Source organism: Streptomyces sp. NPDC055254, from assembly GCF_053606025.1.
The window spans coordinates 187,714-211,465 of the sequence record NZ_JBSGQV010000004.1 but is presented as its reverse complement, the minus strand read 5'-3'; the positions used below and the strand labels follow the sequence as shown (position 1 = coordinate 211,465).

23 protein-coding genes are annotated in these 23,752 nt (G+C 73.5%); 13 read left to right on the top strand and 10 right to left on the bottom strand.

The features are described from left to right. The first annotated feature begins 68 nt into the window (after nt 1-68). From ACWFQ8_RS06390 to ACWFQ8_RS06380, 3 genes are all read left to right on the top strand, one after another. Nucleotides 69-662, top strand: a complete 594-nt coding sequence (locus ACWFQ8_RS06390; protein WP_453785045.1) for a GNAT family N-acetyltransferase — start codon at nt 69-71, stop codon at nt 660-662. Between the two features lie 230 nt (nt 663-892). Beyond that, entirely contained in the window at nt 893-2,041 is a 1,149-nt protein-coding gene (locus ACWFQ8_RS06385) for a nitric oxide synthase oxygenase (protein WP_453785044.1), read from the top strand. Between the two features lie 55 nt (nt 2,042-2,096). Beyond that, on the top strand, nt 2,097-3,164 hold the full coding sequence (locus ACWFQ8_RS06380) for a lactonase family protein (protein WP_453785043.1): 1,068 nt from the start codon (nt 2,097-2,099) through the stop codon (nt 3,162-3,164). A 92-nt stretch (nt 3,165-3,256) separates the two neighbouring features. Here the strand turns inward: ACWFQ8_RS06380 and ACWFQ8_RS06375 are convergent, their stop codons facing one another. The 3 genes from ACWFQ8_RS06375 to ACWFQ8_RS06365 form a co-directional block, all read right to left on the bottom strand. Further along, entirely contained in the window at nt 3,257-4,171 is a 915-nt protein-coding gene (locus ACWFQ8_RS06375; protein ID WP_453785042.1) for a sirohydrochlorin chelatase, read from the bottom strand. A 96-nt stretch (nt 4,172-4,267) separates the two neighbouring features. Beyond that, on the bottom strand, nt 4,268-4,954 hold the full coding sequence (locus tag ACWFQ8_RS06370; protein WP_453785041.1) for a uracil-DNA glycosylase: 687 nt from the start codon (nt 4,952-4,954) through the stop codon (nt 4,268-4,270). 11 nt (nt 4,955-4,965) lie between these two features. Further along, on the bottom strand, nt 4,966-6,057 hold the full coding sequence (locus tag ACWFQ8_RS06365; RefSeq protein ID WP_453785040.1) for a WD40/YVTN/BNR-like repeat-containing protein: 1,092 nt from the start codon (nt 6,055-6,057) through the stop codon (nt 4,966-4,968). A 222-nt stretch (nt 6,058-6,279) separates the two neighbouring features. On the opposite strand from ACWFQ8_RS06365, the gene ACWFQ8_RS06360 reads away from it, so the two are divergent. The 3 genes from ACWFQ8_RS06360 (at nt 6,280) to ACWFQ8_RS06350 (ending at nt 9,346) form a co-directional block, all read left to right on the top strand. Next, nucleotides 6,280-7,653 carry a wax ester/triacylglycerol synthase family O-acyltransferase gene (locus tag ACWFQ8_RS06360; protein ID WP_453785039.1) on the top strand — a complete coding sequence of 458 codons (1,374 nt, stop codon included), beginning with the start codon at nt 6,280-6,282 and terminating at the stop codon, nt 7,651-7,653. Nucleotides 7,654-7,732: 79 nt separating this feature from the next. Continuing rightward, on the top strand, nt 7,733-8,824 hold the full coding sequence (locus tag ACWFQ8_RS06355; RefSeq protein ID WP_453785038.1) for an NADH:flavin oxidoreductase/NADH oxidase: 1,092 nt from the start codon (nt 7,733-7,735) through the stop codon (nt 8,822-8,824). Between the two features lie 144 nt (nt 8,825-8,968). After that, a complete protein-coding gene (locus ACWFQ8_RS06350) occupies nt 8,969-9,346 on the top strand; it encodes an ArsR/SmtB family transcription factor (protein ID WP_453785037.1) in 378 nt (125 codons plus the stop codon). Here ACWFQ8_RS06350 and ACWFQ8_RS06345 read toward each other — a convergent pair. Further along, nucleotides 9,343-10,701 (bottom strand): FAD-dependent oxidoreductase, encoded by a 1,359-nt coding sequence (locus ACWFQ8_RS06345; RefSeq protein WP_453785036.1) that lies wholly within the window; start codon nt 10,699-10,701, stop codon nt 9,343-9,345. The genes ACWFQ8_RS06350 and ACWFQ8_RS06345 overlap by 4 nt on opposite strands. A gap of 52 nt (nt 10,702-10,753) precedes the next feature. After that, nucleotides 10,754-11,473, bottom strand: a complete 720-nt coding sequence (locus ACWFQ8_RS06340) for a DUF305 domain-containing protein (RefSeq protein WP_453785154.1) — start codon at nt 11,471-11,473, stop codon at nt 10,754-10,756. Between the two features lie 83 nt (nt 11,474-11,556). Here ACWFQ8_RS06340 and ACWFQ8_RS06335 point away from each other — a divergent pair, with 83 nt between their 5' ends. Further along, a complete protein-coding gene (locus ACWFQ8_RS06335; protein ID WP_453785035.1) occupies nt 11,557-13,038 on the top strand; it encodes an LVIVD repeat-containing protein in 1,482 nt (493 codons plus the stop codon). A gap of 60 nt (nt 13,039-13,098) precedes the next feature. Here ACWFQ8_RS06335 and ACWFQ8_RS06330 read toward each other — a convergent pair whose 3' ends face one another. The 4 genes from ACWFQ8_RS06330 to ACWFQ8_RS06315 all read right to left on the bottom strand — a co-directional run bounded on the left by ACWFQ8_RS06330 (nt 13,099) and on the right by ACWFQ8_RS06315 (nt 16,210). Then, nucleotides 13,099-13,743 carry a TetR/AcrR family transcriptional regulator gene (locus tag ACWFQ8_RS06330; RefSeq protein ID WP_453785034.1) on the bottom strand — a complete coding sequence of 215 codons (645 nt, stop codon included), beginning with the start codon at nt 13,741-13,743 and terminating at the stop codon, nt 13,099-13,101. A 94-nt stretch (nt 13,744-13,837) separates the two neighbouring features. Beyond that, the gene (locus ACWFQ8_RS06325; protein ID WP_453785033.1) at nt 13,838-14,533 is read right to left on the bottom strand and encodes a phosphatase PAP2 family protein; all 696 of its coding nucleotides are present in this window, start codon (nt 14,531-14,533) and stop codon (nt 13,838-13,840) included. 49 nt (nt 14,534-14,582) lie between these two features. Next, nucleotides 14,583-15,521: a M56 family metallopeptidase gene (locus ACWFQ8_RS06320; protein WP_453785032.1), complete on the bottom strand. Its 939-nt coding sequence runs from the start codon at nt 15,519-15,521 to the stop codon at nt 14,583-14,585. A gap of 80 nt (nt 15,522-15,601) precedes the next feature. After that, nucleotides 15,602-16,210 (bottom strand): DUF5134 domain-containing protein, encoded by a 609-nt coding sequence (locus ACWFQ8_RS06315; protein ID WP_453785031.1) that lies wholly within the window; start codon nt 16,208-16,210, stop codon nt 15,602-15,604. A 131-nt stretch (nt 16,211-16,341) separates the two neighbouring features. Between ACWFQ8_RS06315 and ACWFQ8_RS06310 the strand changes: the two genes are divergently transcribed. Next, on the top strand, nt 16,342-16,881 hold the full coding sequence (locus ACWFQ8_RS06310; RefSeq protein WP_453785030.1) for a GNAT family N-acetyltransferase: 540 nt from the start codon (nt 16,342-16,344) through the stop codon (nt 16,879-16,881). 60 nt (nt 16,882-16,941) lie between these two features. Here the strand turns inward: ACWFQ8_RS06310 and ACWFQ8_RS06305 are convergent, their stop codons facing one another. Further along, entirely contained in the window at nt 16,942-17,625 is a 684-nt protein-coding gene (locus ACWFQ8_RS06305; protein ID WP_453785029.1) for a glycerophosphodiester phosphodiesterase, read from the bottom strand. A 429-nt stretch (nt 17,626-18,054) separates the two neighbouring features. On the opposite strand from ACWFQ8_RS06305, the gene ACWFQ8_RS06300 reads away from it, so the two are divergent. The 5 genes from ACWFQ8_RS06300 (at nt 18,055) to ACWFQ8_RS06280 (ending at nt 23,661) form a co-directional block, all read left to right on the top strand. Further along, a complete protein-coding gene (locus ACWFQ8_RS06300) occupies nt 18,055-19,275 on the top strand; it encodes an LLM class flavin-dependent oxidoreductase (RefSeq protein WP_453785028.1) in 1,221 nt (406 codons plus the stop codon). After that, nucleotides 19,272-20,327, top strand: coding sequence for an alpha/beta hydrolase (locus ACWFQ8_RS06295; protein WP_453785027.1), 1,056 nt, complete (start codon nt 19,272-19,274; stop codon nt 20,325-20,327). The genes ACWFQ8_RS06300 and ACWFQ8_RS06295 overlap by 4 nt, the downstream gene beginning before the upstream one ends. A gap of 81 nt (nt 20,328-20,408) precedes the next feature. Continuing rightward, nucleotides 20,409-21,815 (top strand): DUF6421 family protein, encoded by a 1,407-nt coding sequence (locus ACWFQ8_RS06290; protein WP_453785026.1) that lies wholly within the window; start codon nt 20,409-20,411, stop codon nt 21,813-21,815. 26 nt (nt 21,816-21,841) lie between these two features. Next, complete coding sequence (locus ACWFQ8_RS06285; RefSeq protein WP_453785025.1) at nt 21,842-22,603, top strand: SDR family NAD(P)-dependent oxidoreductase; 762 nt, start codon at nt 21,842-21,844, stop codon at nt 22,601-22,603. Further along, nucleotides 22,600-23,661 carry a threonine aldolase family protein gene (locus ACWFQ8_RS06280; RefSeq protein WP_453785024.1) on the top strand — a complete coding sequence of 354 codons (1,062 nt, stop codon included), beginning with the start codon at nt 22,600-22,602 and terminating at the stop codon, nt 23,659-23,661. Before ACWFQ8_RS06285 ends, ACWFQ8_RS06280 begins: the two co-directional genes overlap by 4 nt. The last annotated feature ends 91 nt before the right edge of the window (nt 23,662-23,752 follow it).

Below are 23,752 nucleotides of genomic sequence, written 5' to 3'. Positions count from 1 at the left end.
TTGAATATACGCCTTTCTCTCCCTCGGCAGCCAATTCGGCCGGGGGATTTTTGCGTACGGTGGACCCCATGACCACCGCACAGGGCTCCGCGCCGGGCTCCTCCGCCGGCATCGTCTACCGCCTCGCCCGCCCGGAGGACGCCGGTGCCATCGAGGCGCTGGACAGCTCCTTCACCACCGCCACGGTCTTCCGGGCGACCCTCACCGAGTCCGGGTTCACGGTCCGCGAGGTCCCGGTCGACCCGCCGGTGCACAAGGTCTTCCCGTCCGAGGAGCACGACGAGCAGGGCCTCGGGGGAGTCCCGGGGGCGGACGCGGAGGGGGACGCGCGCACCTACGTGGCCCTCGACGGCGGCATGCTCTGCGGCTTCGTCGCCGTCGGCTACGCCGCGTGGAACCGGCGGCTGACGATCGAGGACATCGAGGTCGCGCCCGGCCATCGGGGGCGCGGCATCGGCCGGGCCCTGATGGAGCACGCGGACGGCTTCGCCCGCGAACACGGCGCCGAACACCTGTGGCTGGAGGTCAGCACGGCCAACGCCCCGGCCGTGCACGCCTACCGGCGGATGGGGTTCGACTTCTGCGGCCTCGACACCACCCTGTACGCGGGCACACCCGCCGCCGGCGAGCAGGCGCTCTTCATGAGTCGTCCCTGCCGCTGACCGAGGTCCGGCCGCACGTCGCCCGTACCGCCAACTCCTCACTGCGGGCGGACTGTACATCCATTCGATTGCTCCCCGCAGTCCGATCCACGAAGATCACTCGGAGGGGTGTTCCGGGTGCCGCTTCCGCTCGGGGCCGACCTGCGGCATGTACAACGGGTGATTGTTCATTGCACATTCATCCGGCACGTACAGGGTGGATCTGGTCGGACAGGGGGTAATCGCCCGGAATGGAAATCCTTCAACAGAACTCCACCACCGCTCAGGTGTGGGAAGCGGCCGAGGAGTTCGTCCGACTCTTCCACCGGGAGAATCCGGACGCCGGTGATCCGCGGGCCCGGCTCGCCGCCGTGCGGGCCGAACTCGCGGAGACGGGCAGCTACCGGCACACCCCGGAGGAGCTGGTGCACGGGGCCCGCGTGGCCTGGCGCAACAGCAACCGCTGCATAGGCAGGCTCTACTGGAACTCCCTGCGGGTCCGCGACCGCCGGGAGCTCACCGACGCGGACGAGATCGCCGCCGAGTGCTTCGAGCACCTGCGCGAGGCGACCAACGGCGGCCGCGTCCGGCCGACGATCACGGTGTTCGCCCCGGACGCCCCGGAGCGCCCGGGCCCGCTCATCTGGAGCGAGCAGCTGGTCCGCTACGCCGGCTACGGCGACCACCCCTCGGTGACCGTCGGCGACGCCCGCAACGCGCCGCTGACCGAGGCCCTGCTGCGGCTCGGCTGGTCCGGCGGCACCGGGAGCCCCTTCGACCTCCTCCCGCTGGTCGTCCAAGGGGTCGACGACAAGCCCCGATGGTTCGACACCCCGGCGGACGCGGTCCTGGAGGTGCCCGTGGAGCACCCCGACGGAGAGGCCGGCGGGGACGGCTGGACGGACTGGGGACTGCGCTGGCACGCCGTGCCGGCCATCTCCAACATGTGCCTGGAGATCGGCGGCGTCCACTACTCCGCGGCCCCCTTCAACGGCTGGTACATGGGCACCGAGATAGGGGCCCGCAACCTCGCCGACACCGACCGCTACAACCTCCTCCCGGCGGTCGCCCGCCGCCTCGGCCTGGACACCAGCAGTGAGCGCTCGCTCTGGAGGGACCGCGCCCTGGTCGAGCTCAACCGGGCCGTCCTGCACTCCTTCGACCGCGCCGGGGTGACCATCGCCGACCATCACACCGAATCCCGGCGCTTCCTGACCCACATGGAACGGGAGGAGCACAAGGGCCGCGAGGTCGGCGCGGACTGGTCGTGGATCGTGCCGCCCATCTCCGGCTCCGCGACCCCCGTCTTCCACCGCACCTACGAGGACCGGCCGAGCAGCACCGCGTACGTGCACCACCCCGGCGCCCGGGAACGCGCCCAGGGGCGGGAGTTGGTCTAGACCTTCTGTTACCGTCAGCCACCGACGGATCCGGAAACGGTGGAAGGGGCATCCCGTGGGCGGCGCGGACACAAGGGACCAGGACGGCGGACGCCGGGCCTACATCGGCTCGTTCACCTCGGGAGGCGGCCGCGGCATCACCACCGCGGCCGTGGACCCCTCGACCGGCGCCCTGACCCCGCTCACGGCCACCGGCGCCGTCGAGGACCCCTCCTACCTCGCCGTCGCGCGGGACACCGGCGTGCTCTACGCGGTGAGCGAGACCGAGCGCGGCGCGGTGGCCGCCTACCGACCCACCGCCGACGGCCTCGACCCCCTCGGCGAGCCGGTCGCGGTCGGCGGCGCCGGCCCCACCCACCTCAGCGTGTCCGGACGCCTGCTGCTCACCGCCAACTACACCTCCGGCAGCGTCAGCGGCCTGCCGCTCGACGCCCACGGCGCCCCGACCCGGGGCGCCTCGGTCCTCGCGCACCGGGGCTCCGGCCCCGACGCCGGTCGCCAGGAGCGGCCGCACGCCCACCAGGTGCTGCCCGACCCGTCCGGGCGCTGGGTCCTCGGCGTGGACCTCGGAACCGACTCGGTCCGGATCTGCGCGGCCGACCCCGCCACCGGCGAGCTGCGGGTGCACGCCGAGACGGTCCTGCGCCCCGGTACCGGCCCCCGCCACCTCGCGTTCCACCCGGACGGCGAGGTGGTCTACGTGCTGCATGAGCTGGAGCCGCAGCTGACCGTCTGCCGCTGGAACCCGGCGGCCGGGCGACTGGAGCCGCTCGGCGAGGTCCCGGTGGCCTCCGCGGCCGCCCCAGGGGCCGTACGGGCCTACCCCTCGGCGGTCGTCGCCTCGCCCGACGGCGGATTCCTGTGGGCGGCCGTCCGGGGGGCCGACACCATCGCCACCTTCTCGCTCGCCGACGGGCCCGAGGCGCCGCGGCTCACCAGCACGGTGGACTGCGGCGGCAGCTGGCCGCGCGACCTGGCCGCCGATCCCTCGGGGCGCCGGCTGTACGCGGCCAACGAACGCTCGGGGGACGTCACCTGGTTCGACGTGGACCCGCTGACCGGTCGGCCGGTCCGGGCCGGCTCGGTGGCCGTGCCCGCCGCCACCTGCGTGGTCTTCGGCTGAACCGGGCCCGGGCCGGCCCGCACGCGCGCAGGGGCCCGCCCCCGGAAATCCGGGAGCGGGCCCCTGCGCACGCGGTCCACGCGGCGGCGGGATCAGTGCGCGGCGGCGCCCTTGGTGATCCCCAGGGTCGCCGAGTACTGCGCGACGGCCAGCTTGCCGAGGGCCGGGTAGGCGCCGAGCACCTCAGCGGCGGCGCAATCGGCCTCCTTGCAGGCGGTGTCCAGCAGCCCCTCGGCGGCCTCCGGGCCGATCAGGTACGGGGCCAGCGCGAGCTGCGTGGAGCCCTCGCGGCGCAGCTGCTCGGCGACCGAGGCCACCGAGCCCTCCTCGTCCAGCGCGGCAGCCTTCACCGGCACGGCGAGGCGGGCGGCGAGCAGCATGCCCGTGATCCCGGCGGCCTGCACGGCCTCCTCGCCACCGGTGGTGGCCAGCACGATGCCGTCGGCGGCGGTGGTCACGGTGAAGAGCCGGGCGCGGTCGGCGCGGGCGAGGCCCGCCTCGGACAGTCGGACGTGCAGCCCCTCGGCGAGCAGCGGGTGCGGGCCCAGTACGTCGGCCAGCTCGGCGGCGGCCGAGGAGTCCATCAGGGCCTGGCGCACCCGGCGCAGCAGATCGCCGTCCGGGCCCGCCAGCAGCGGTACGACCACGGCGTCGAGGCCGGTCGGCGCGGGAACCTCGTGGCCGGCGGCGCGCGCGAACTCGGCGCGTGCGACGCGCTCGGCGGCGACGGCCGTCAGCACACCGGACAGGGACGGGAAGTCGGAGGCGTCGTCACCCTCCAGGAAGCCGACGCGGGCGTCCAGACCCGGCAGCTCGGAGCGGCCGATGCTGATGACCTCTTCCGCGAGCGCGCGCGAGGCGGCCGAGGGGGCACCGGGCACGGCGAGCACCAGCGCGGGCGCGCCCTCGGGCGCCGCCGCGGGCTCGGGCCGGCGGTGCCGTCCGGTCTGGCGGGGTCGCGGCATTCGTACGGGCAGGCCATTCGCGGGCCCAGTGGGGGAGCTCATGGCGCCGCATGCTACTGGCTTATCGGAGGCAGGTGTTCGGGCAGGGCCTTCTTGTGCGGCATCTGTCCGTATTTATCCGGTGAATATCAGATACGCTCAACTCACGGACGGCAAGCGCCAGTCCACGGGCTGTGCACCTTGCTCGGTCAGCAGCGCGTTCGCCCGGCTGAACGGCCTGGACCCGAAGAAGCCGTAGTCGGCGGACTTGGGGGAGGGGTGGGAGGACTCCACCACGGGCAGTTCGCCGAGGAGGGGCCGCAGGTTGCGGGCCGCGCGGCCCCAGAGGATGGAGACCAGCGGTGTGCCCCGCGCCGCGAGCGCCCGGATGGCCTGGTCCGTGACCGCCTCCCAGCCCTTGCCCTGGTGCGCGTTCGACCGGCGGGGCGCCGTGGTGAGGGAGCGGTTGAGCAGCAGCACGCCCTGCCGGGTCCACGGTGTGAGATCGCCGTTGGCGGGCCGGCCGGTCCCGAGGTCCCGGTGCAGTTCCAGGAAGATGTTGTCCAGGCTGGGCGGCACCGGCCGCACCTCCGGCGCCACCGAGAAGGACAGCCCGACGGCGTGTCCGGGAGTCGGGTAGGGGTCCTGTCCGACGATGAGGACCTTCACCTCGTCGAAGGGCTGCTGGAAGGCGCGCAGCACGTGCGCCCCGGCCGGCAGGTAGGTCCTCCCCGCCGCGACTTCGGCGCGCAGGAAGTCGCCCATGGCGGCGATGTGCCCCGCCACCGGCTCCAGAGCCCGGGCCCAGCCCGGCTCGACGATCTCGCTCAACGGTCGTGCTGCCACGGTGGATCACTCTACTGGCCCAACGTCACCGCCCGCACGCACAGGACGTCCGGCAGGTGTTCGGCGAGCAGTTGCCAGCTGTCCCCGTCGTCGTGGCTCGCGTAGAGCTCGCCGTTGCGGTTGCCGAAGTAGATCCCCGCCGGGTCCGCGTCGTCCGTGCAGAGCGCGTCCCGCAGGACCGTCCCGTAGTGGTCGCCGGCGGGCAGTCCGCGCGACAGCGGCTCCCAGCTGGCGCCGGCGTCCCGGGTCCGGAAGACGCGGCACCGGTGCTCGGCCGGGACCCGGTCGGAGTCGGCGTTCAGCGGGAAGACGTACGCGGTGTCCGGGCGGTGCGGGTGGGCGGCCACCGCGAAGCCGAAGTCCGAGGGCAGTCCGCCGCCGATGTCGGTCCACCGGCCGCCCGCGTCGTCGCTGCGGTAGACGCCCCAGTGGTTCTGGAGGTACAGCCGGTCCGTGTCCGCGGCGTCCCGGGCGATCTTGTGCACGCACTGGCCGAACTCGGGGTTCGGATCCGGCAGGAACACCGCCGACACCCCCGTGTTGGACGGTGCCCAGCTGGCGCCGCCGTCCTTGGTCCGGAACACCCCGGCCGTGGAGACGGCCACGGTCACCGCGTCCGGGTCGCGCGGGTCGGTGATCACGGTGTGCAGCCCCTCGCCGCCGCCGCCCGGTACCCAGCTCTTGCGGCTGGGGTGCTCCCACAGGGGGCGGACCAGCGCGAAGGACTCGCCCCGGTCCGTGGACCGGAACAGCGCCGCCGGCTCCGTCCCCGCGTACACCACGTCGGGGGCCTCGGGCCCGGCCGGCTGGAGCTGCCAGACCCGTTCCAGCGAGGCGCCGGTGTCCTCGGGGAACTTCACCGCGGGAGCGGCGGGCTCGCGCCAGGTGGCACCGAGATCGTCGGAGCTGAAGACGGACGGACCCCAGTGCGTGCTGTCGCCGCCCACGAGCAGCCGGGGCGTCCGACCCCGGCGGTCGACGGCGACCGCGGAGACGGCCTGGGCGTTGAAGTGGGGCCCGTCGAACTCCCACGGCGCGCCATCGCGTCGGCGGCCGATGAAGAGTCCCTTGCGGGTTCCCACGAGCAGTAGTACGTCGGCCATGGCCGGCACCTCCGGACTTCGTCGTCCTTGCGGGGCGTTCCCAGCGGATGTCTTTCCGGCCAGTCTGCACCCACCCACTGACAGCGGCCCGGCAGGCCGTCCGAGGCTCCAGGTGGCTGATAGATACTGATCATTCACGTCATCGAAATGGTTGCTGCTTGTATGTAGGTGTCCGGGATGGGTTGACTTCAGGCCACTGCCGCCGCACGCGAGAGGACCTTCGTGGCCACCGAGCACCTGTCCCCGCTCGACCTCGCCTTCTGGCGGATCGATTCCGTCAGCCACCCCATGCATCTGGGCGCCCTCGCCGTCTTCGAGGCCGCCGGCCCCGCCGCCGCCGAGCGGGCCGCCGCGCTGCTCACCACCCGCTGCGCCGCCGTGCCGGGCCTGCGCCGCCGGATCCGGGACGTGCTGCTGCCGGTCGGCGCGGCCGCCTGGTCACCGGATCCCGACTTCGATCCGGCCCGGCACGTCTTCCTCGTCCCCGCCGGTCCCGCCGTCGGCGCGGCGGGGCCGTACGCGGCGAGCCCGCACGCGGCGGGGCCGTACGCCGCCGCCGGGCCGTTGATGGCTCGGCCGCTGGACCGATACCTGCCGCCCTGGGAGGCGCACGTACTGGAGGGGCCCGGTCCGGACTCCTTCGCGGTGCTGTTCAAGTTCCACCACGCCCTCGCCGACGGCCTCGGCGCGCTCGCGCTGGCGGCCGCGCTCTTCGACGAGGGGCCGGCGCTGCGGGCGGCGCCCCCGCGCCCCCTCCCCGGTCAGCGGGCCGGCTCCGCGCTGGCCAGGCTCCCCGGGATGCTGGCCGCCCGCGTGCAGGACGTCGGCCAGGCCCTGGAGATCGGCGCCGCCGTGGCCCGCTCCGGTCTGCCCGTCGGCGTACCGGGGGCGCTCACCACGGGCCCCGCCGGTTCGGGGACCCGTGCGGTCGCCGGTCTCGCCCTGCCCCTGGACGAGGTCAACCTGGTCCGCAAGGGGGCCGGCGGCACGGTCAACGACGTGCTGATCGCCCTGGTCGCCGGCGGGCTCCGGCGCTGGCTGGCCGACCGCGGCGACCCCGCCCCCCGGGGCCCCGGCCCGCGCGCGCTGATTCCCGTGTCCCGCCGCCGCGGCGCCGGGGGAGGGGGGAGGGTCGGCGCGGGGAACCGGCTTTCCGGGTACCTGCTGCGGCTTCCGCTCGCCGAGCCCGACCCCCTGCGCCGGCTGGACCGCGTACGCATCGGCATGGACCGGAACAAGGACGCCGGTCCCGGGCGCGGCGCCGGCGCGGTCGCGCTGCTGGCCGACCACGTCCACCCGCTCGGCCACCGGCTCGGCGGGCCACTGGTCGCCCAGGCGGCCCGGCTCCTCTTCGACATCCTGGTCACCAGCGTCCCGCTGCCCGGTCTCACCTTCTCCCTCGACGGGAGCCCGGTCCGCGAGGTCTACCCGCTGGCCCCGCTCGCCGGCGGGCAGTCGCTGGCCGTCGCGGTGTCCACGTACAAGGGCACGGTCCACTACGGCCTGGTCGCCGACGGGACCGCCGTGCCCGACCTGGAGGCCCTCACGGCGGCGCTGCGGGCGGAACTCGACGCTCTTGTACGAGAAGTCTCGTAGTACGGCGAGATTCGTAGTACGGTAGGTCTCGTACTTAGCCGCCGATCCCGGTGAGCCCGGTCACCATCTGGAGAGCACGATGACTGCTGCGTCCGCCGCCCTGTTCGAGCCCTACGCCCTGCGCTCGGTCACCGCCCCGAACCGCGTGTGGATGGCCTCGATGTGCCAATACAGCGCCGCGCCCACCGGCGCGGAGACGGGCATGGCCACCGACTGGCACTTCGCCCACTACACGGCCCGCGCCGTCGGCGGCGCCGGCCTGATCCTCCAGGAGGCCACCGCGATCTCCCCCGAGGGCCGGATCTCCCCCTACGACCTCGGCATCTGGAACGACGCCCAGGTCGAGGCGCTGCGCCGGATCACCGGCTCCCTCAAGGCCCAGGGCGCCGTCCCGGGCATCCAGCTCGCCCACGCGGGCCGCAAGGCCTCCACCGACCGGACCTGGAACGGCGGCGCCCCGGTCGGACCGGAGGCCCACGGCTGGCTGCCGGTCGGGCCGAGCGCCGTGCCGTTCGACGACGGGTACCCGGTCCCGGAGGAACTGACGGTCGAGCGGATCCACGAGATCGTCGGCTTGTTCGCCGCGGCCGCCGAACGCGCGCTCGCCGCCGGGTACGAGGTCGTCGAGGTGCACGGCGCGCACGGCTACCTGATCGGCCAGTTCCTCTCCCCGCACAGCAACCGGCGCACCGACGCGTACGGCGGCTCCTTCGAGAACCGGACCCGCTTCGCCCTCGAAGTCGTCGACGCCGTCCGGGCGGTGTGGCCCGAGGAGCTCCCGCTGTTCTTCCGGATATCCGCCACCGACTGGCTGGAGGAGGACGGCTGGACCGCCGACGACACGGTCCGGCTGTCCGGGCTGCTCGACGAGCACGGGGTGGACCTCCTCGACGTGTCCACCGGCGGTCTCGCCCCCCGGGTGCACATCCCCGTCGGCCCGGGCTACCAGGTGCCGTTCGCGGCCCGGGTCAGGGCGGAGACCGGGCTCGCGGTGGCCGCCGTGGGTCTGATCACCGAACCGGAGCAGGCCGAGAAGATCCTCGCCAACGGCGAGGCGGACGCGGTGCTGCTGGGCCGGGAGCTGCTGCGCGACCCGTACTGGGCCCGGCGCGCGGCCGCCGAGCTGGGCGCGCACGTCCGCACGCCCGCGCAGTACCACCGGTCCTGGTGAGCCGGTGCGGCCCGGGCGCCACCCCCGAGTCCGGGCCGCACCTTCCGTACCGCCCGTAAGTCCTACGACTCCTACGACGACTCTCGTACGATGGGGCCACGACCAGGACCGGGACCGGAGCGAACCGAGCGAGCGGAGCAGGACATGACGGAACGTGAAGGGGCCCGCGCCCTCACCCACCCGGAACCGGGCGCGATCCGCTTGGAGCACGTGCTCGACGCCCTCTCCGACCCGGTACGGCTGTCCATTGTGCGCGACCTCGCCGCCACGGACGCGGAGCTGGCCTGCTCGCACTTCGCCCTGCCGGTCACCAAGTCGACGTCCACCCACCACTTCCGCGTCCTGCGCGAGAGCGGCGTCGTCCGCCAGGCCTACCGGGGCACGACCAAGCTCAACGCCCTGCGCCGGGCGGAGCTGGAGGACCTCTTCCCGGGCCTCCTCGACGCCGTCCTGACGGCCGCAGCGGCCGAGTCCGCCCGTCTGACCCCGGCCCCGGTCCCGGCCCGGGCAGGGCAGGCCTAGTACGGACCGGCCGCGCCCAGCAGGCCGTCCCAGTCGGGGATCTTCACCGAACGGCGCCCCAGCGAGTGCCCCAGATCCGCCTCCGCCGTCTCGATGGCCAGCCAGCCCGGCCACCGGACCGGCCGGAGCCCCGCCGCGTACAGCGCGTCCAGCGGGTCCCCGGGCAGTTCGCGCCGCGCCAGCGCCCCCGCGTCCTGGAGCAGCGAGGACGCGGTCTCCTTGGCGCAGGGCCGGTTCGTGCCGATCACACCCGTCGGGCCGCGCTTGATCCAGCCCGCCACGTACTCGCCGACCGAGGCGCGGCCCGCCCGCAGCACCCGGCCCGCCGCGTGCGGGACCGTACCCGTCCGCTCGTCGAACGGCAGCCCGGCCAGCGGTACGCCCCGGTACCCCACGGAGCGCAGCACCAGCTGCGTGCCGATGTCCTCGTACACGCCGGTGCCCGCCACGCCGCCCCGGCCGTCCGGCGCGGTCCGCTCGAAGCGCATGCCGGTGACCCGCCCGTCGGGCCCGCCCAGCACCTCCACCGGACGCAGGTAGAACCGCAGGGTGACGCGGCGCGGCGCGCCGGTCGGGCCCCGTTCGGCCCACCCGCGCAGCACCTCCAGGTTCCGCCGCGCCGCCGCGGGCAGCGCGGCGGCGGCGCCCGGATCGGCGTACGTCGGGTCGAAAGCCGGCTCGGCGGGCTCCACCAGCGCGTCCACCTCCGGCAGCGTGCCCAGCTCCCGCAGTTCCTTGGTGGTGAACTTGGCCTGCGAGGGGCCGCGCCGGGCCACCATGGCCACCCGGCGCACCCCGCTGCCCGAGAGCGCCCCGAGCGCCGGCTGCGGCATGTCGGTCGGCGCCAGTTCGGCCGCGCCCCGCGCCAGGATCCGCGTCACGTCCACCGCGACGTTGCCCGCCCCGATCACCACCGCGGATTCCACCCCGGCGAGGTCGAAGGCCTCGGCCGAGGCGTCCGGGTGCCCGCTGTACCAGGACACGAAGGCCGTGGCCGAGTGCACCCCGGCCAGCTCCTCGCCGGGGATGCCCAGCATCCGGTCCCGCGCCGCGCCCACGCAATACACGACCGCGTGGTAAAGGTCCAGCAGTCGCGCCGCGGGCAGCAGGTCCCCACCGACCTCGACGTTGCCGAGGAAGCGGATCCGCTCGTCCTCCAGCACGGTCCGCAGACTGCCCTGCAGTGACTTGATCTTCTCGTGGTCGGGCGCAACTCCGTACCGCACGAGACCGTACGGGGCCGGCAGCCGGTCCAGCACGTCCACCCGCACCCCCGGCACCTCGCGCTGCTGGGTCAGTGTCTGGGCCGCGTAGACCCCGCTGGGGCCCGATCCGACGACGGCGATACGAAGCACAACGGAGCTCCTCCCGCAGGTGCTCCCAGCATGACACCGGGGCACCCCGCCGTCAGCCCATCGCGCGCATCCGGTGGATCTCGGCGGTCTGGGTGGCGATCACGTCGTTGGCCAGTTCCTCGACGGCCACGTTGTTGCCACCGGTCAGTGCCTCGCCCGCCATCTTCAGCGCGCCCTCGTGGTGGGCGGTCATCAGCCTCAGGAAGAGCCGGTCGAAGTCGGCGCCCCGGGCCGCCTCCAACTCCTTGAGCTGCTGCTCCGTCGCCATGCCCGGCATCGAGGCGTGGTCGTGGCCGCCGGAGCCGCCGCCGGTTCCGGCGCTCGCGCCGTGGTCGTGCCCGCCCGCGCCCGCCGAGGGCGCCGGATGGCGGGCCAACCACCGCTCCATCGAACCGATTTCCGGCTGTTGGGCGGCCGCGATGCGGTCCGCGAGCCGTTTGACGCCGTCCGCCGAGGCCCGGGAAGGAGCGAGAGAGGTCATCGTCAGCGCCTGCCGGTGGTGCGCGATCATGCCCGTGACGTACGCCCGGTCGGCGGCGTTGGGGCTGTCGTCGGGCTGTTCCCGGGCGGCCTGTTCGGGGGTCAGCGTGCGGGCCTTCTCGCCCGGCTTCCCGGGTGCGACCACCACGGCCCGGCCGTCCCCGGCCCGGTCCGCGGCCTCGTCGTCCTCGCAGCCGGCGAGCGCGCACAGGAGGCCGGCGACCGCGGCCGCCGCGGCGGCCCGGCCGAGCCGGATCCGTAAGACCTTGCGCCCACGGGGGTCTTTTGCCATGTCCATGGAAGGGAAGATACTGCCGGGGTCCGGGTTCCGTTCCCATCCCGAGCGGAACCGATCGGACTCCCATGGGAGGCACAGTGACCTCGTTGCACAGCAGGAGAGCGCGGAGGCGGACTCTGGGAGCGGCCGCGGCCGCCGCCGGTCTCCTCGCCACGCTCTTCGCGGCCGGACCCGCGGCCGCCAGCCCGGACCCGGGCGACTTAACACCCGGCGACGCCAACCGGCACAGCGCGGGGCTCGTCGAGGGCAGGGAGCTCGCCACCGGTGAGATACCCGGCCGGGACGAGATCGTCCACAGCCGGAACATCAAGCCCCTTGCCAACATCCCCAGCACCAACCCCGCCGTCATCAACTCCGACCTCGCGTTCCAGGGCAGGTACGCCTACGCGGGCAGTTACAACGGCTTCACGATCTACGACATCGGCAATCCGAAGGCACCGAAGACCGTCACCGAGGTGCTCTGCCCCGGCGGTCAGAACGACATCTCCGTCCTCGGGGACCTGCTCTTCCTCTCCACCGACTCCTCGCGCAGCGACGACTCCTGCACCAGCGTCTCGCAGCCCGCCACGGAGAAGTCCTCGTGGGAGGGCATCAAGATCTTCGACATCAAGGACAAGAAGAACCCCAAGTACATCAAGTCCGTCGAGACCGCCTGCGGCTCCCACACCCACACGCTGGTGCCGGACGGCCGCGACATCTACGTCTACGTCGCCTCCTACTCCCCGAACGAGGCCTTCCCGGACTGCCGGCCGCCGCACGACGGCATCTCGGTGGTGAAGGTCCCGAAGAAGAATCCGACGGACGCCGCGGTCGTCGCCTTCCCGATCCTCTTCCCGGACGGCGGCAACCCGGGCGCGCCCACCAACCCGGGCGTCTCCAAGACCACCGGCTGCCACGACATCACGGTGCTGCCGTCCAAGAACCTGGCCGCCGGCGCCTGCATGGGCGACGGCATCCTCTTCGACATCAGCAGGCCCGAGCAGCCGCGCGTCATCGACCGGGTCCAGGACAACAAGAACTTCGCGTTCTGGCACTCGGCGACCTTCAACGAACGCGCCGACAAGGTCGTGTTCACCGACGAGCTCGGCGGCGGCGGCGGCGCCACCTGCAACGAGGCCACCGGCCCCGAGCGGGGCGCCGACGGGATCTACGACATCACCGGCCGCGGGGACCAGCGCAAGCTCGCCTTCCGCAGCTACTTCAAGATCCCCCGCCACCAGGCCGACAGCGAGAACTGCGTGGCCCACAACGGCTCGCTGGTCCCGGTCGGCGGCGGTCGCGACATCATGGTGCAGGCCTGGTACCAGGGCGGCATCTCGGTCTGGGAGTTCACCGACTCCGACCGGCCGCGGGAGATCGGCTACTTCGAGCGCGGCCCGGTCTCGGACCAGCTCGGACTCGGCGGGTCCTGGTCGGCGTACTACTACAACGGGCACATCTACTCGAACGACATCACCAAGGGTCTCGACGTGCTGCGGCTCGACGACTGGCGCACGGAGAGCGCCAAGTGGGTCCGGATGGACCGGCTCAACGTGCAGACCCAGCCCGAGTACCACTGATCCCGGGCCCGGACGCGCGGCCGCCCGGCCCGGACGCGCGGCGCGTCCGGCGCCCGGCGGTCAGCGTCCGGCGCGCGCGGGGAACGCCGCGCCGGGCGGTCCGCCGTCCGGCGGGACGCCCAGCTCCCAGTCCAGCCCGTAGCGCTGGAACAGCTCGGCCCGCAGCCGGGCCGCCGGCATCGGCGCGCCCGGCAGCAGGACCGCCACCACCGCACCCATCAACAGGGCGCGCAGCAGCGGGTAGTCGGTGTCCACGTCCGCCGACCCGTACCGGACCACCGTGTCCCGCAGCAGTTCCGCGAGCCGCTGCTGCTCCGGGCACTGGATGAAACCCTCGGCCTGCAGGATGCCCGCCATGTGCGTCCGCATCAGCCGGGGCTGGTCCCGGGCCAGGCCGAGGATCGCGTCGACGGCCCGCGCGAGGAGCTCGCGGCCCTCCTGCTCACCGGCGGGCCGGGGCTCCCGCTCCAGCGCCGCCTGCAGGGTGAGGTGCATCAGCCGGTGCACGGCGGACTGCAGCAACTGCCGTTTGCCCGGGAAGTAGTACGACACCAGGCCACGTGCCGCCCCCGCCCGGTCGGCGATGTCGCCGAGCGTCGTGGCCTCGTAACCCCGCTCGGCGACGAGTTCGACCGTGGCCTGGAGCAGCCGCTCCCGGGAACGTCTGCGCAATTCTTCATTGACCGATGCGCTGCGCGGGGACATGCTTACTCCTGCGTTGACTGGCTCGGAGCCAATATACTCAGCGCACGGGTAGCCTGCTCTGGGTGACACGGGGGATCGCCCAGGGCAGGCCCGCTCATTCGTCTCCGGTCGCCGATGCGCCGCCGGGAGGGCGCCGGCTCCGCGGGGCGCGGGTCCGGCCGGATCCCGCCGTCGCGAGCACCACCACCGCCGCGCCCAGGAGCCAGCCGCCGAGCACGTCCGACGCCCAGTGCACGCCGAGGTGGAGCCGGGTGAAGCCGACCCCGAGCACCGAGACCGCGGCGACGGCCCCGGCGGTCCACACGGTCCGGCGCCGGGTCCGCCGGGTCTGCCGCGTCCGCCCGGGGAGCAGCCATACCAGCAGCCCGCACACCACCGTCGCGGTCATCGCATGGCCGGACGGATAGGCGGAGTAGTGCGCCGAATCCACCGGATCCGGCCACACCGGGCGCTCCCGACCCACAAGCGCCTTCAGTCCCTGCTGCACCAGAGCCGCGGCCGCGGTGGCCACCGCCACCCGCACCGCGCGCCCCCGGTCCCCCCGCCACCACAGCACGCCGCAGGCGGCGGCGGCCAGCAGCCGCATGGTCCACGGGTCCCACACCCAGTCGCTGAGGATCCGCATGGACTGGGTGACTCCGGGATGGGCCACGGCGTGTCCGTGCAGGCCCCGGGCGACCGACTCGTCGAGGGACACCAGCGGCTGCCATCGCGCGACCACCAGTGCCGTCAGGACGGCCGCGCCCGCGGCGCCGCCGATGCCGATCCACCGAAACCCATCACTGCGCATACGGCCGATCCTTGCACCGGCCGCCCGTCGATCCGTGCCGGGACCCGCGCTATGCCAGCGCGCTGAGCCCCGGTACGACGGCCACCAGCAGCGGAACCGCGGGCACGAGGGTCGCCAGCGCCGTCAGTCGGAGCCGGCGGACGGCGGACAGGCGCGGCGCCGCCGACAGCAGCCTGCGCACCCGGTGCGAGACGTGGGTCTGCGGGGCCGCGGACGGTCCGAACGCACCCCGGTCCTCGTTGAGGCCGACCAGGGCCAGCGCGACCGTCAGCCGCCCGTACCGCCGGGAGGCCGCGTCGTCGGCGGCGAGCTCCACCAGCCGGTGCATCTCCGACTCGAACGCCGCGAAGACCGGCACCTGCGGGAATCCGCGCGACAGCGCCCGCGAGCAGTGCAGCAGCCAGTCGTGCCGGGCCGCCGCGTGGCTCTGCTCGTGGGCCAGTACGGCATCCAGCTGACTGCCTTTCAGGCGGCCCAGTGCCGCCGTGGTGACCACCAGCTGCGGCGCCGCGCCCGACAGCCACCAGGCGTCCGGCCGCGGGCCCTCCAGTACGACGAGCCGTGCGCCGGCCGGGTCCTCGCCGGGCAGCAGCGGGGCCCGTACGAGCAGCTCGGTGCCCCGCGCGCGCCGGTCCGCACGGGCCCGCAGCACTTCCCGGGTCAGCATGGCCCCGGTCCACAGGGCGCCGCCCGCCAGGGCGAGGGCGGTGAAGGCCGCCCAGGGCCCGCCGGACGCGCCCAGGGCGTAGGCGTCGACCACGCCGTGCGGGGCGGCGGCGAAGAGGCGGCCGCGGACGGCCTGCCAGGCGGCCGCCGCGCTCAGCAGCATCGACAGTCCGAAGCACAGCAGCACCGCGCCCACCACGCATTGCCACACCCACAGGGCGACGACGGGTTCGCGGTCGGGCCAGCGGGCCCGGGCCAGCAAGCGGGGGGCGAGCAGCGCGGTCAGGACGCCGAGCAGCAGCAGAGCGGCGGGGACCATCATGGCGCCAGCCTATGAGCGAGGAGCTACCTGCGGGTACGGCCCGGGAGCATTGGTGACGCAGGACACGTTTCCCAAAGGCCTCACATCGTGAGGAGCATGGCCAACATCCCTATGCCCATGGCGAGTCGGCAGGCCCGGGTCAACTCGGCCGGCCGCGGGGCCGGCCCCGCCGCGCTTCCTCCGGAGAGGGCGACGGACGCCGCGGCGCCGCCCGGGGGCGCGCCCGTCGCCACCAGCCGGGCCCCGCCGAGCAGCACGTACCCCGCGAAGTACAGGAGCAGGGCGCCGGTCACCAGGGGCAGCCCGGAGCCCGGCCCGCCGCCCCCGTGCCCGCCGCCCGCCGGAATCGACACGGGTGCCCTCGTCATGGCCAGGGCCATGTACGCCATCGCCAGCGAACCGACCAGGTGGTGCGCGTGGTGCGCCCCGCCCCGCAGCAGCCACAGCGCGTGCGCCGCCGCCCCGCAGAAGACGGCCAGCAGCACCGGCGGCACCCAGGACCCGACCCCGGCGGGCGCCGCCATCCATGCCATCCCGAAGCCCATCACGGCCTCGCCGACCGCCGCGCCGCGCGCGGCCCCGCCGGCTCTGCCCGCCCGTGCCAGGCAGTACGCGCCGCTCGCCGCGCACAGCACGACGAGCAGCCACGCGGAGACGGCGGCGGGCAGGGACGTGGCGGAACCGTGCACGGCGGAGCCTCCCGGTCCTTCGGTGTCACGGGAAGAGATGCCCGGCCCCGGCCGCCCCCACGCCGCCCCGGGTTAGGCTCTCCTTGCCGTGCCCGGCATGTCATATGCCACCACCCAGAACGGAGCCCCCGATGTCGACCGCCAACCCCACCGCCCTGAGCTTCCGCAGTGCCGTCGAGGCGGACGTGGCCGAGCTGGTGGCGCTCGTCGAGTCCGCGTACCGGGGCGATGCCAGCCGGGCCGGCTGGACCACGGAGGCGGACTACCTGGACGGGCAGCGCACCGACGAGGAGGCCGTCCGCGGGATCGTCGAGTCCTCGGACAGCATCCTGCTCGTCGTCGAGCGCGAGGGCGGGATCGTCGCCTGCTGCCAGCTCGAACATCGGGGCGAATACGTCTACTTCGGCATGTTCGCCGTCCGCCCCGGACTCCAGGGCGCCGGCCTCGGCAAGGAGATCCTGGCCGAGGCCGAGCGCCGGGCCCGCGAGACCTGGGACGCCGCGGAGATGCGGATGACGGTCATCAACGTCCGGGAGGAGCTCATCGGCTACTACGTGCGCCGCGGCTACCGGCGCACGGGCGAGCTGAGCCCCTTCCCCTACGGCGACGAGCGCTTCGGCCTCCCGCTCCGCGACGACCTGGCCTTCGAACTGCTGGTCAAGTCCCTCTGACCCGGCCGGCGGCGCCTGCGGCCCCGCAGACCCCGGCCGCGGCGCCGCCCGGTCGCCCCCTCACGCGGTGAAGCGGCCGGTGCTGCGGATCTCGGGGAAGTCCGTGACGGCGCCGTCAAGCCCGAGCGCCCTCGCGAGGCGCAGCTGGTCCAGGGTGTTGACCGTCCAGCCCGTCACCCGCAGCCCGGCCGCGTGCGCGGCCTCCACCGTCTCCAGGGTCAGGCGCCGGATGTCCAGGGCGACCGCGGCGGCGCCGGCGGCCAGCGCCCGGTCCACGATGTCGGCGCCGTGCGGGCTCGCGTAGAGGGTGGTGCGCAGGCCCGGCACGGTGCGGGCGGCCCCGGCCAGGACCGCGTCGTGGAAGGAGGCCACCTCCACGCGGGAGGCCAGGTCGCGGCGCAGGACCAGCTCCGCGAGCACCTCGGCGGCGGCGTGGTCCCCCACCCTCGCCTGGAATGGGGTCCGGACCGCGTCCAGGGCCTCTTCGAAGAGCGGTACGCGCTCACCCCCGCCGGCGTCCAGCTCGCGCAGCTCGGCGAGCGTCAGGTCGGCGACGGCCCCGGAACCGTCGGTGGTCCGGTCCACCTCGGGGTCGTGCAGGGCGACGAGGACGCCGTCCTTGCTCAGCCGGAGGTCGAGCGCGATGACGTCCATGCCGGAACGTTCCGCTCGCAGGTACGACCGCAGGGTGTTCTCCGGTTCGACACCCATGACCCCGCGGTGACCGATGGTGAGGAAAGTCAAGGTTCTCTCGCTTCCGTCGACGGCGGCTGTCCGCGCGGTCGCGGTGTCCCGACCGGCCGCGCGCGATGAGGATGAGGTCGCATGCTAATGCGCGGGGACTGCGATGGGACCGGCCGTGCGAGGGCCCGCAAAGGCGTGGGTACCGCTTCACGCCAGGGCTCCGGGCCGTCGCGTGCCGGAGGCGGGCCGACGCCGTGTCACCCGGGCGTGGGCGCGTCTCCACCGGCTTGACGCGCCGCTTCCCGGGCGGCCGCCCCTCCTCGTCGGGGTCGCCAACAGGGCGCGCACAGGCGCCGGTTCCGCCGTGGCGCGCCGTGCCGACCGCCGGCGACCCGGGCCCGCGCTCTTGCTTCTTCGACTCAATATGACTACTAGTCATATTTCGAAAAGAAGTACCGCCGGGCACGGGACGCGACCTCTGGAGGCGCCATGGAATTCTCCGTGATCTTCGAAGCACAGCTCGCCGATCCGACGGTCGAGCGGGAGCACCAGGTCATCCGCGACTGCGTCGAACAGGCCGTACTGGCCGAGCGGATGGGATTCGACCGGATCTGGGCCGTGGAACACCACTCGCTGAAGTGGTATGCCCACATGAGCGCGCCCGAGGTCTTCCTCAGCTTCGTCGCGGCCAGGACCAGCACCATCCGCATCGGCCACGGGGTCGTGTGCATGCCCTTCAACTTCAACCACCCGGTCCGCGTCGCGGAGCGGGCGGCGATGCTCGACCTGCTCTCCGGCGGCCGGCTGGACCTCGGGGCCGGGCGCGGGGGCACCGAGCGGGAGACCTCCCTGTGCGGGGTGGACAAGGACCGCACGACCGCGGAAGTGGAGGAGGCCCTGCGCGTCATCGGCAGGGCCTGGCAGGAGGAGGAGCTGGAGTACCACGGCGAGCTCATCGACATCGACCCGCACCCGATCCTGCCCAGGCCCCGGCAGACCCCGCATCCACCGCTGTTCCTGGCGTGCAGCCGGGACGAGACCCTGGTGCAGGCGGCCGAGCTGGGCATCGGGGCGCTGGTCATGGGCTTCGCCGGTCCGGAGTCGATCGCGCGGATGCGCGCCGTGTACGACGCGGCGATCGCCGGCCGGGACGGCGGCCGGTTCGTGTCCACCGCGGTCAACGACCACTTCTCGGTGCTCTGCCCGACGATCGTGCTCGACGACCGGGGGGAGGCCCGGCGGATCGGCGTCCGGGGGCAGCGGTTCTTCGCCCAGTCCATCGGCCACTACTACGGCGGTACGGGGCTCCCGGACGAGGCCGTGGTCCCGGGGGCCGACGAGGAGGCGCGGATGCGTGAGGCCGCCGAGCAGGTGGTGGCCCGCCTGCACGAGCTGGACATCCCGGTCCGGCCGACCTCCACGGCCACCTTCCACGCGGACCACGCCTACGGCAGCGCCGACGACGCGATCGCCTACGTGGAGCGGCTGCGGGCGGCCGGTGCCGACGAGGTGATGTGCCTGGTCCAGATGGGCACGGTGGAGCAGGAGGCCTGCCTGGAAACCCTGCGGCAGTGGGGCGAGAAGGTCATCCCGCACTTCCGGGGCGGGCGATCGGCCCCCCGGCGCCCCGCCGACCGCCCGGACCTCGAAAACCTGGCCGACCGCCCCGGCCCCGAATGCCCGGCCGACCGTCCGGACCGGACCGCGTGAGCCCCGCCGACCACGCCCCCGCACCCGGCCGCCCCGGGGGTTCCACCGCGCCGCGAAAGGGGGCGGCCGGGCGGCTCGACGCCGCGGCCCGGCCCTGCGTCGACATGCTCGCCGCCGGCTTCCCCGACGTCGGCGGGGCGGTCACCGACGCCGCCGAGGCCCGCCGGATCCTGGCGGCCGCGTCCCGCCGGCCGGCGCGCCCGCCGCGGGTCGGTGCCGTCGAGGACCGGGTGGTCCCCGGCCCGCCGGGGGCCCCGCCGCTCCCCGTACGGGTCTACCTCCCCGACCCCGCGCGGTGGCCGGGGCCGCGCCCCACCGCGGTGTTCTGCCACGGCGGCGGTTTCGTGCTGTGCGACCTCGACACCCACGACGCCACCGCCCGGAACATCTGCCGCGCCTCGGGCGCCGCCGTCGTCTCGGTGGACTACCGGCGGGCCCCCGAGCACCGCTTCCCCGCCGCCGCCGAGGACGCGTACGCCGCCCTGTGCTGGGCGGCCGGGCACCTCGGGGAGCTCGGTGGCGCCCCGGGTGCCCTGGTGGTGGCGGGCGACAGCGCGGGTGGGAACCTCGCCGCCGCCTCGGCGCTGCTGGCCCGCGAGCGCGGCGGTCCGGGCGTCGCGCTCCAGGTGCTGATCTGTCCCGCGCTGGACGCGACCCAAGGCAGCGCGTCGTACCGCACCCGCGCGCAGGGCTGCTTCCTGACCGCCGCGCACATGCGCTGGTTCTGGGAGCAGTACCTCGGACCGGACGGCGACGCCCGGCACCCGCTCGCCTCGCCCGCGCTCGCCGACCCGGCCGGGCTCCCGCCGGCGCACCTCGTGGTCGCCGGCTGCGACCCGCTGCGGGACGAGGGCGTGGCCCACCACCACCGCCTGCGCCGGAGCGGCGTCGCGTCGACCCTCGACGAGCACCCCGGGATGTTCCACGGCTTCCACGCGCTGGCCCACGTACTCCCGCAGGCCGCCGAAGCCATGGCGCGCCTGGGCGGAGCCATCCATTCCACGCTGTCGAACGGGAAGACTTCCGGTGAATCAGGGGGTGACGCAGGATAATTTCCCGCCTCCCCACTTGAGTGGGAGAGCCTCGTCTGCTTAGTCTGTGGCGACGTGAGATTCTCCTGTGGAGGAAGTGACATGACGGAAACTCTTGTGCCGGGTGCCGGCGGTGCCGTGATAACCGCTGGGGCGAGGGTGGTAGACCACCCCGCATGGCCCGAGCTCAAGGCCGCCGTGGAGGAGATCCGCCCCTGGCAGGGCAAGGACGGCTCCATCGACTTCGAGGCCGAAGGGGCGCACGGCCGCGCCACCGTCCAGGCCGCCGTCGAGCGCGTCATCGGCGCCGTCGAGACGCTCTCGCCGCTGCTCCCGCACGCCACCGCGTACCACCAGGCGCTCGTCGCCGACCTGCGCAAGTGGGCCGCGGACGACTTCCGGGTCCCGGACTTCCTCGACTCGCTGCTGGCCTTCCAGCCGGCCGCCGAGCGCCAGGACGGGCTCCAGCACCTCGTGGTCTTCCCCATGTACACGCAGAACGGCAACCCGGACCGCAATCTCGAAGCGGTCGTGCTCAAGATGGTGTGGCCCGAGTGGCTCGCCGAACTGGAGCGCACCCGGTACGACAACCCGCTCTTCCTCGGCATCACCTTCGAGGACTTCACCCCGGGCTACGACACCAACTCCGCCGTCCTCTTCCCGGAGACCATCGCCGTGCGCGAGGCCCCCGAGCGGTTCACCTGGGGCGGCATCTTCTGCGACCGCGAGGCGGCCCGCTACCGCAAGGTCACCGAGGCGGCCGTCGACATCCTGGGCATCGAGCTGCCCGAGGACATCGCCCGCATGGTCGAGGACCAGGAGCGCTGCGAGAAGGCCTTCGTCCTGTGGGACATGGTCCACGACCGCACCCACAGCCACGGCGACCTGCCGTTCGACCCCTTCATGATCAAGCAGCGCCAGCCGTTCTGGATGTACGGCCTGGAGGAGCTGCGCTGCGACCTCACCGCCTTCAAGGAGGCCGTGAAGCTGGAGTCCGAGGGCAACGAGCACGGCCGCGACGTCCAGTACGCCGTCCTCTTCGACCGGATGTTCCGCTTCCCGGTCTCCGGCGACCGCAACCGCAACTACGACGGGCTCGGCGGCCAGCTGCTCTTCGCCTACCTCCACAAGCACGACGTGGTGCGCTGGACGGACAACAAGCTGAAGATCGACTGGATGCGCGCCCCGCAGGTCACCAACCAGCTGTGCGCCGAGATCGAGGAGCTCTACCGGGCAGGCATCGACCGCCCGAAGCTCGTCCACTGGTTCAAGGCCTACGAGCTCGTCTCCACGTACCTCGCCCCGCACCCGGGCTCCAAGTGGGCCAAGGGCCCCGACGCCCTCGACACGACGCAGCCGCCGCGCAAGCTCGTGGACGACGTGCTTCCCGACGAGTTTCCGCTCAGCATGTTCTATGAGGCCCTCGCCAAGAAGCTCAAGGGTGTGATCGCCTCCACGAAGGGCATCACCGCCCTGAACGCGGAACACGCCGAGCGAGTCGCCGCGTGAGCGCTCGTCCACAGGAGGCTGCACAGATGAACGGCACGGGGAACGGCAACGGAAGGCTCCACGGAGCGGTGGTGGCCGTGGCGGGGGCCGGCGGGCCCGCCGGCCGCGCCACCCTGCTCCGCCTCGCCGAGGCGGGAGCCGTCGTCATCGCGTCCGACGCCGATCCGGCGCGGCTCGCCGAAGCCGTGGACGCGGCGCGCTACGCCCACGGCGGCGCCACCGTCACCGGTGACACCGTCGACCTGCTCGACCTGGACGCCACCAGGGCCTGGGCCGAGCGGACCGAGAAGGAGTTCGGCCGCGTGGACGGGCTCGTCCACCTCGTGGGCGGCTGGCGCGGCGCCAACTCCTTCACCGAGTCGGACCTCGCGGACTGGGCCTTCCTGGAGAAGCTCCTCATCCGCACCGTCCAGCACACCTCGATGGCCTTCCACGACGGCCTGCTGCGCAGCGACCGGGGCCGCTACGTCCTGGTCAGCCAGTCCGGCGCGCACAAGCCGGTCGCCAACAACGCCGCCTACAACGCGGGCAAGGCGGCGGCCGAGGCCTGGACCCTCGCCATGGCCGACTCCTTCCGCAAGGCGGGGGGCGAGGACGGTCCGGGGGCGGCGGCTGCGATCCTGGTCATCAAGGCACTGGTGCACGACGCGATGCGCGCGGAGCGTCCCAATGCGAAGTTCGCGGGCTTCACCGACGTCAAGGAGCTGGCCGAGGCCATCGCCGGAGTCTGGGAGCGGCCCGCAATCGATGTGAACGGACAGCGTCTGTGGCTCACTCCGCAACCGTGAGGACCGATGCCCGCCGCCACCACGATCCGGCGGTGCGCGGTTTCGCCAGCGACAACTACGCCGGGGTGCACCCGGAGGTCCTGGAGGCCATCGCACTCGCCAACGGCGGCCACCAGGTCGCGTACGGCGAGGACGAGTACACCGAACACCTGCAGAAGATCATCCGCAGCCACTTCGGCCCGTACGCGGAAGCCTTCCCGGTCTTCAACGGCACCGGTGCCAACGTCACGGCCCTCCAGGCCATGACCGACCGCTGGGGCGCCGTGATCTGCGCCAAGTCGGCGCACATCAACGTCGACGAGGGCGGCGCGCCCGAGCGGATGGCGGGCCTGAAGCTGCTCGCCGTCCCCACCCCGGACGGGAAGCTCACCCCCGAGCTGATCGACCAGGAGGCCTGGGGCTGGGAGGACGAGCACCGGGCGATGCCGCAGGTCGTCTCGATCACCCAGAACACCGAGCTCGGCACGGTCTACACCCCGGACGAGATCCGGGCCATCTGCGAGCACGCCCACGGCAAGGGCATGAAGGTCCACCTGGACGGGGCCCGGATAGCCAACGCCGCGGCCTCGCTCGACGTGCCGATGCGGACGTTCACCAACACCGTCGGCGTGGACGTGCTGTCGTACGGCGGCACCAAGAACGGCATGATGTTCGGCGAGGCCGTGGTCGTGCTCGACCCGGACGCGGTCCGGCAGATGAAGCACATCCGCAAGATGTCGATGCAGCTGGCGTCCAAGATGCGGTTCGTGTCGGTGCAGCTGGAGGCGCTGCTCGCCAAGGACCTGTGGCTGCGCAACGCCCGCCACGCCAACGCGATGGCGCAGCGGCTCGCGGCAGGTGTGCGCGCGACCGACGGCGTGGAGATCCTCTACCCGGTGCAGGCGAACGCCGTGTTCGCGCGGCTGCCGCAAGAGGTCTCGCGGCGGCTGCAGAAACGCTACCGCTTCTACTTCTGGGACGAGGTCGCCGGCGACGTCCGCTGGATGTGCGGCTACGACACCCAGGAGGAGGACGTGGACGGCTTCCTGCAGGCGTTGAAGGAAGAGCTGGCGCGCTAGCCCCAGGGGCCACGAGCCGCCATCTGCACGGATGTGCCTCCGACCGTGAATCTGTTGATTCACGGTCGGAGGCTTTCTTGTGCTCCGGCGG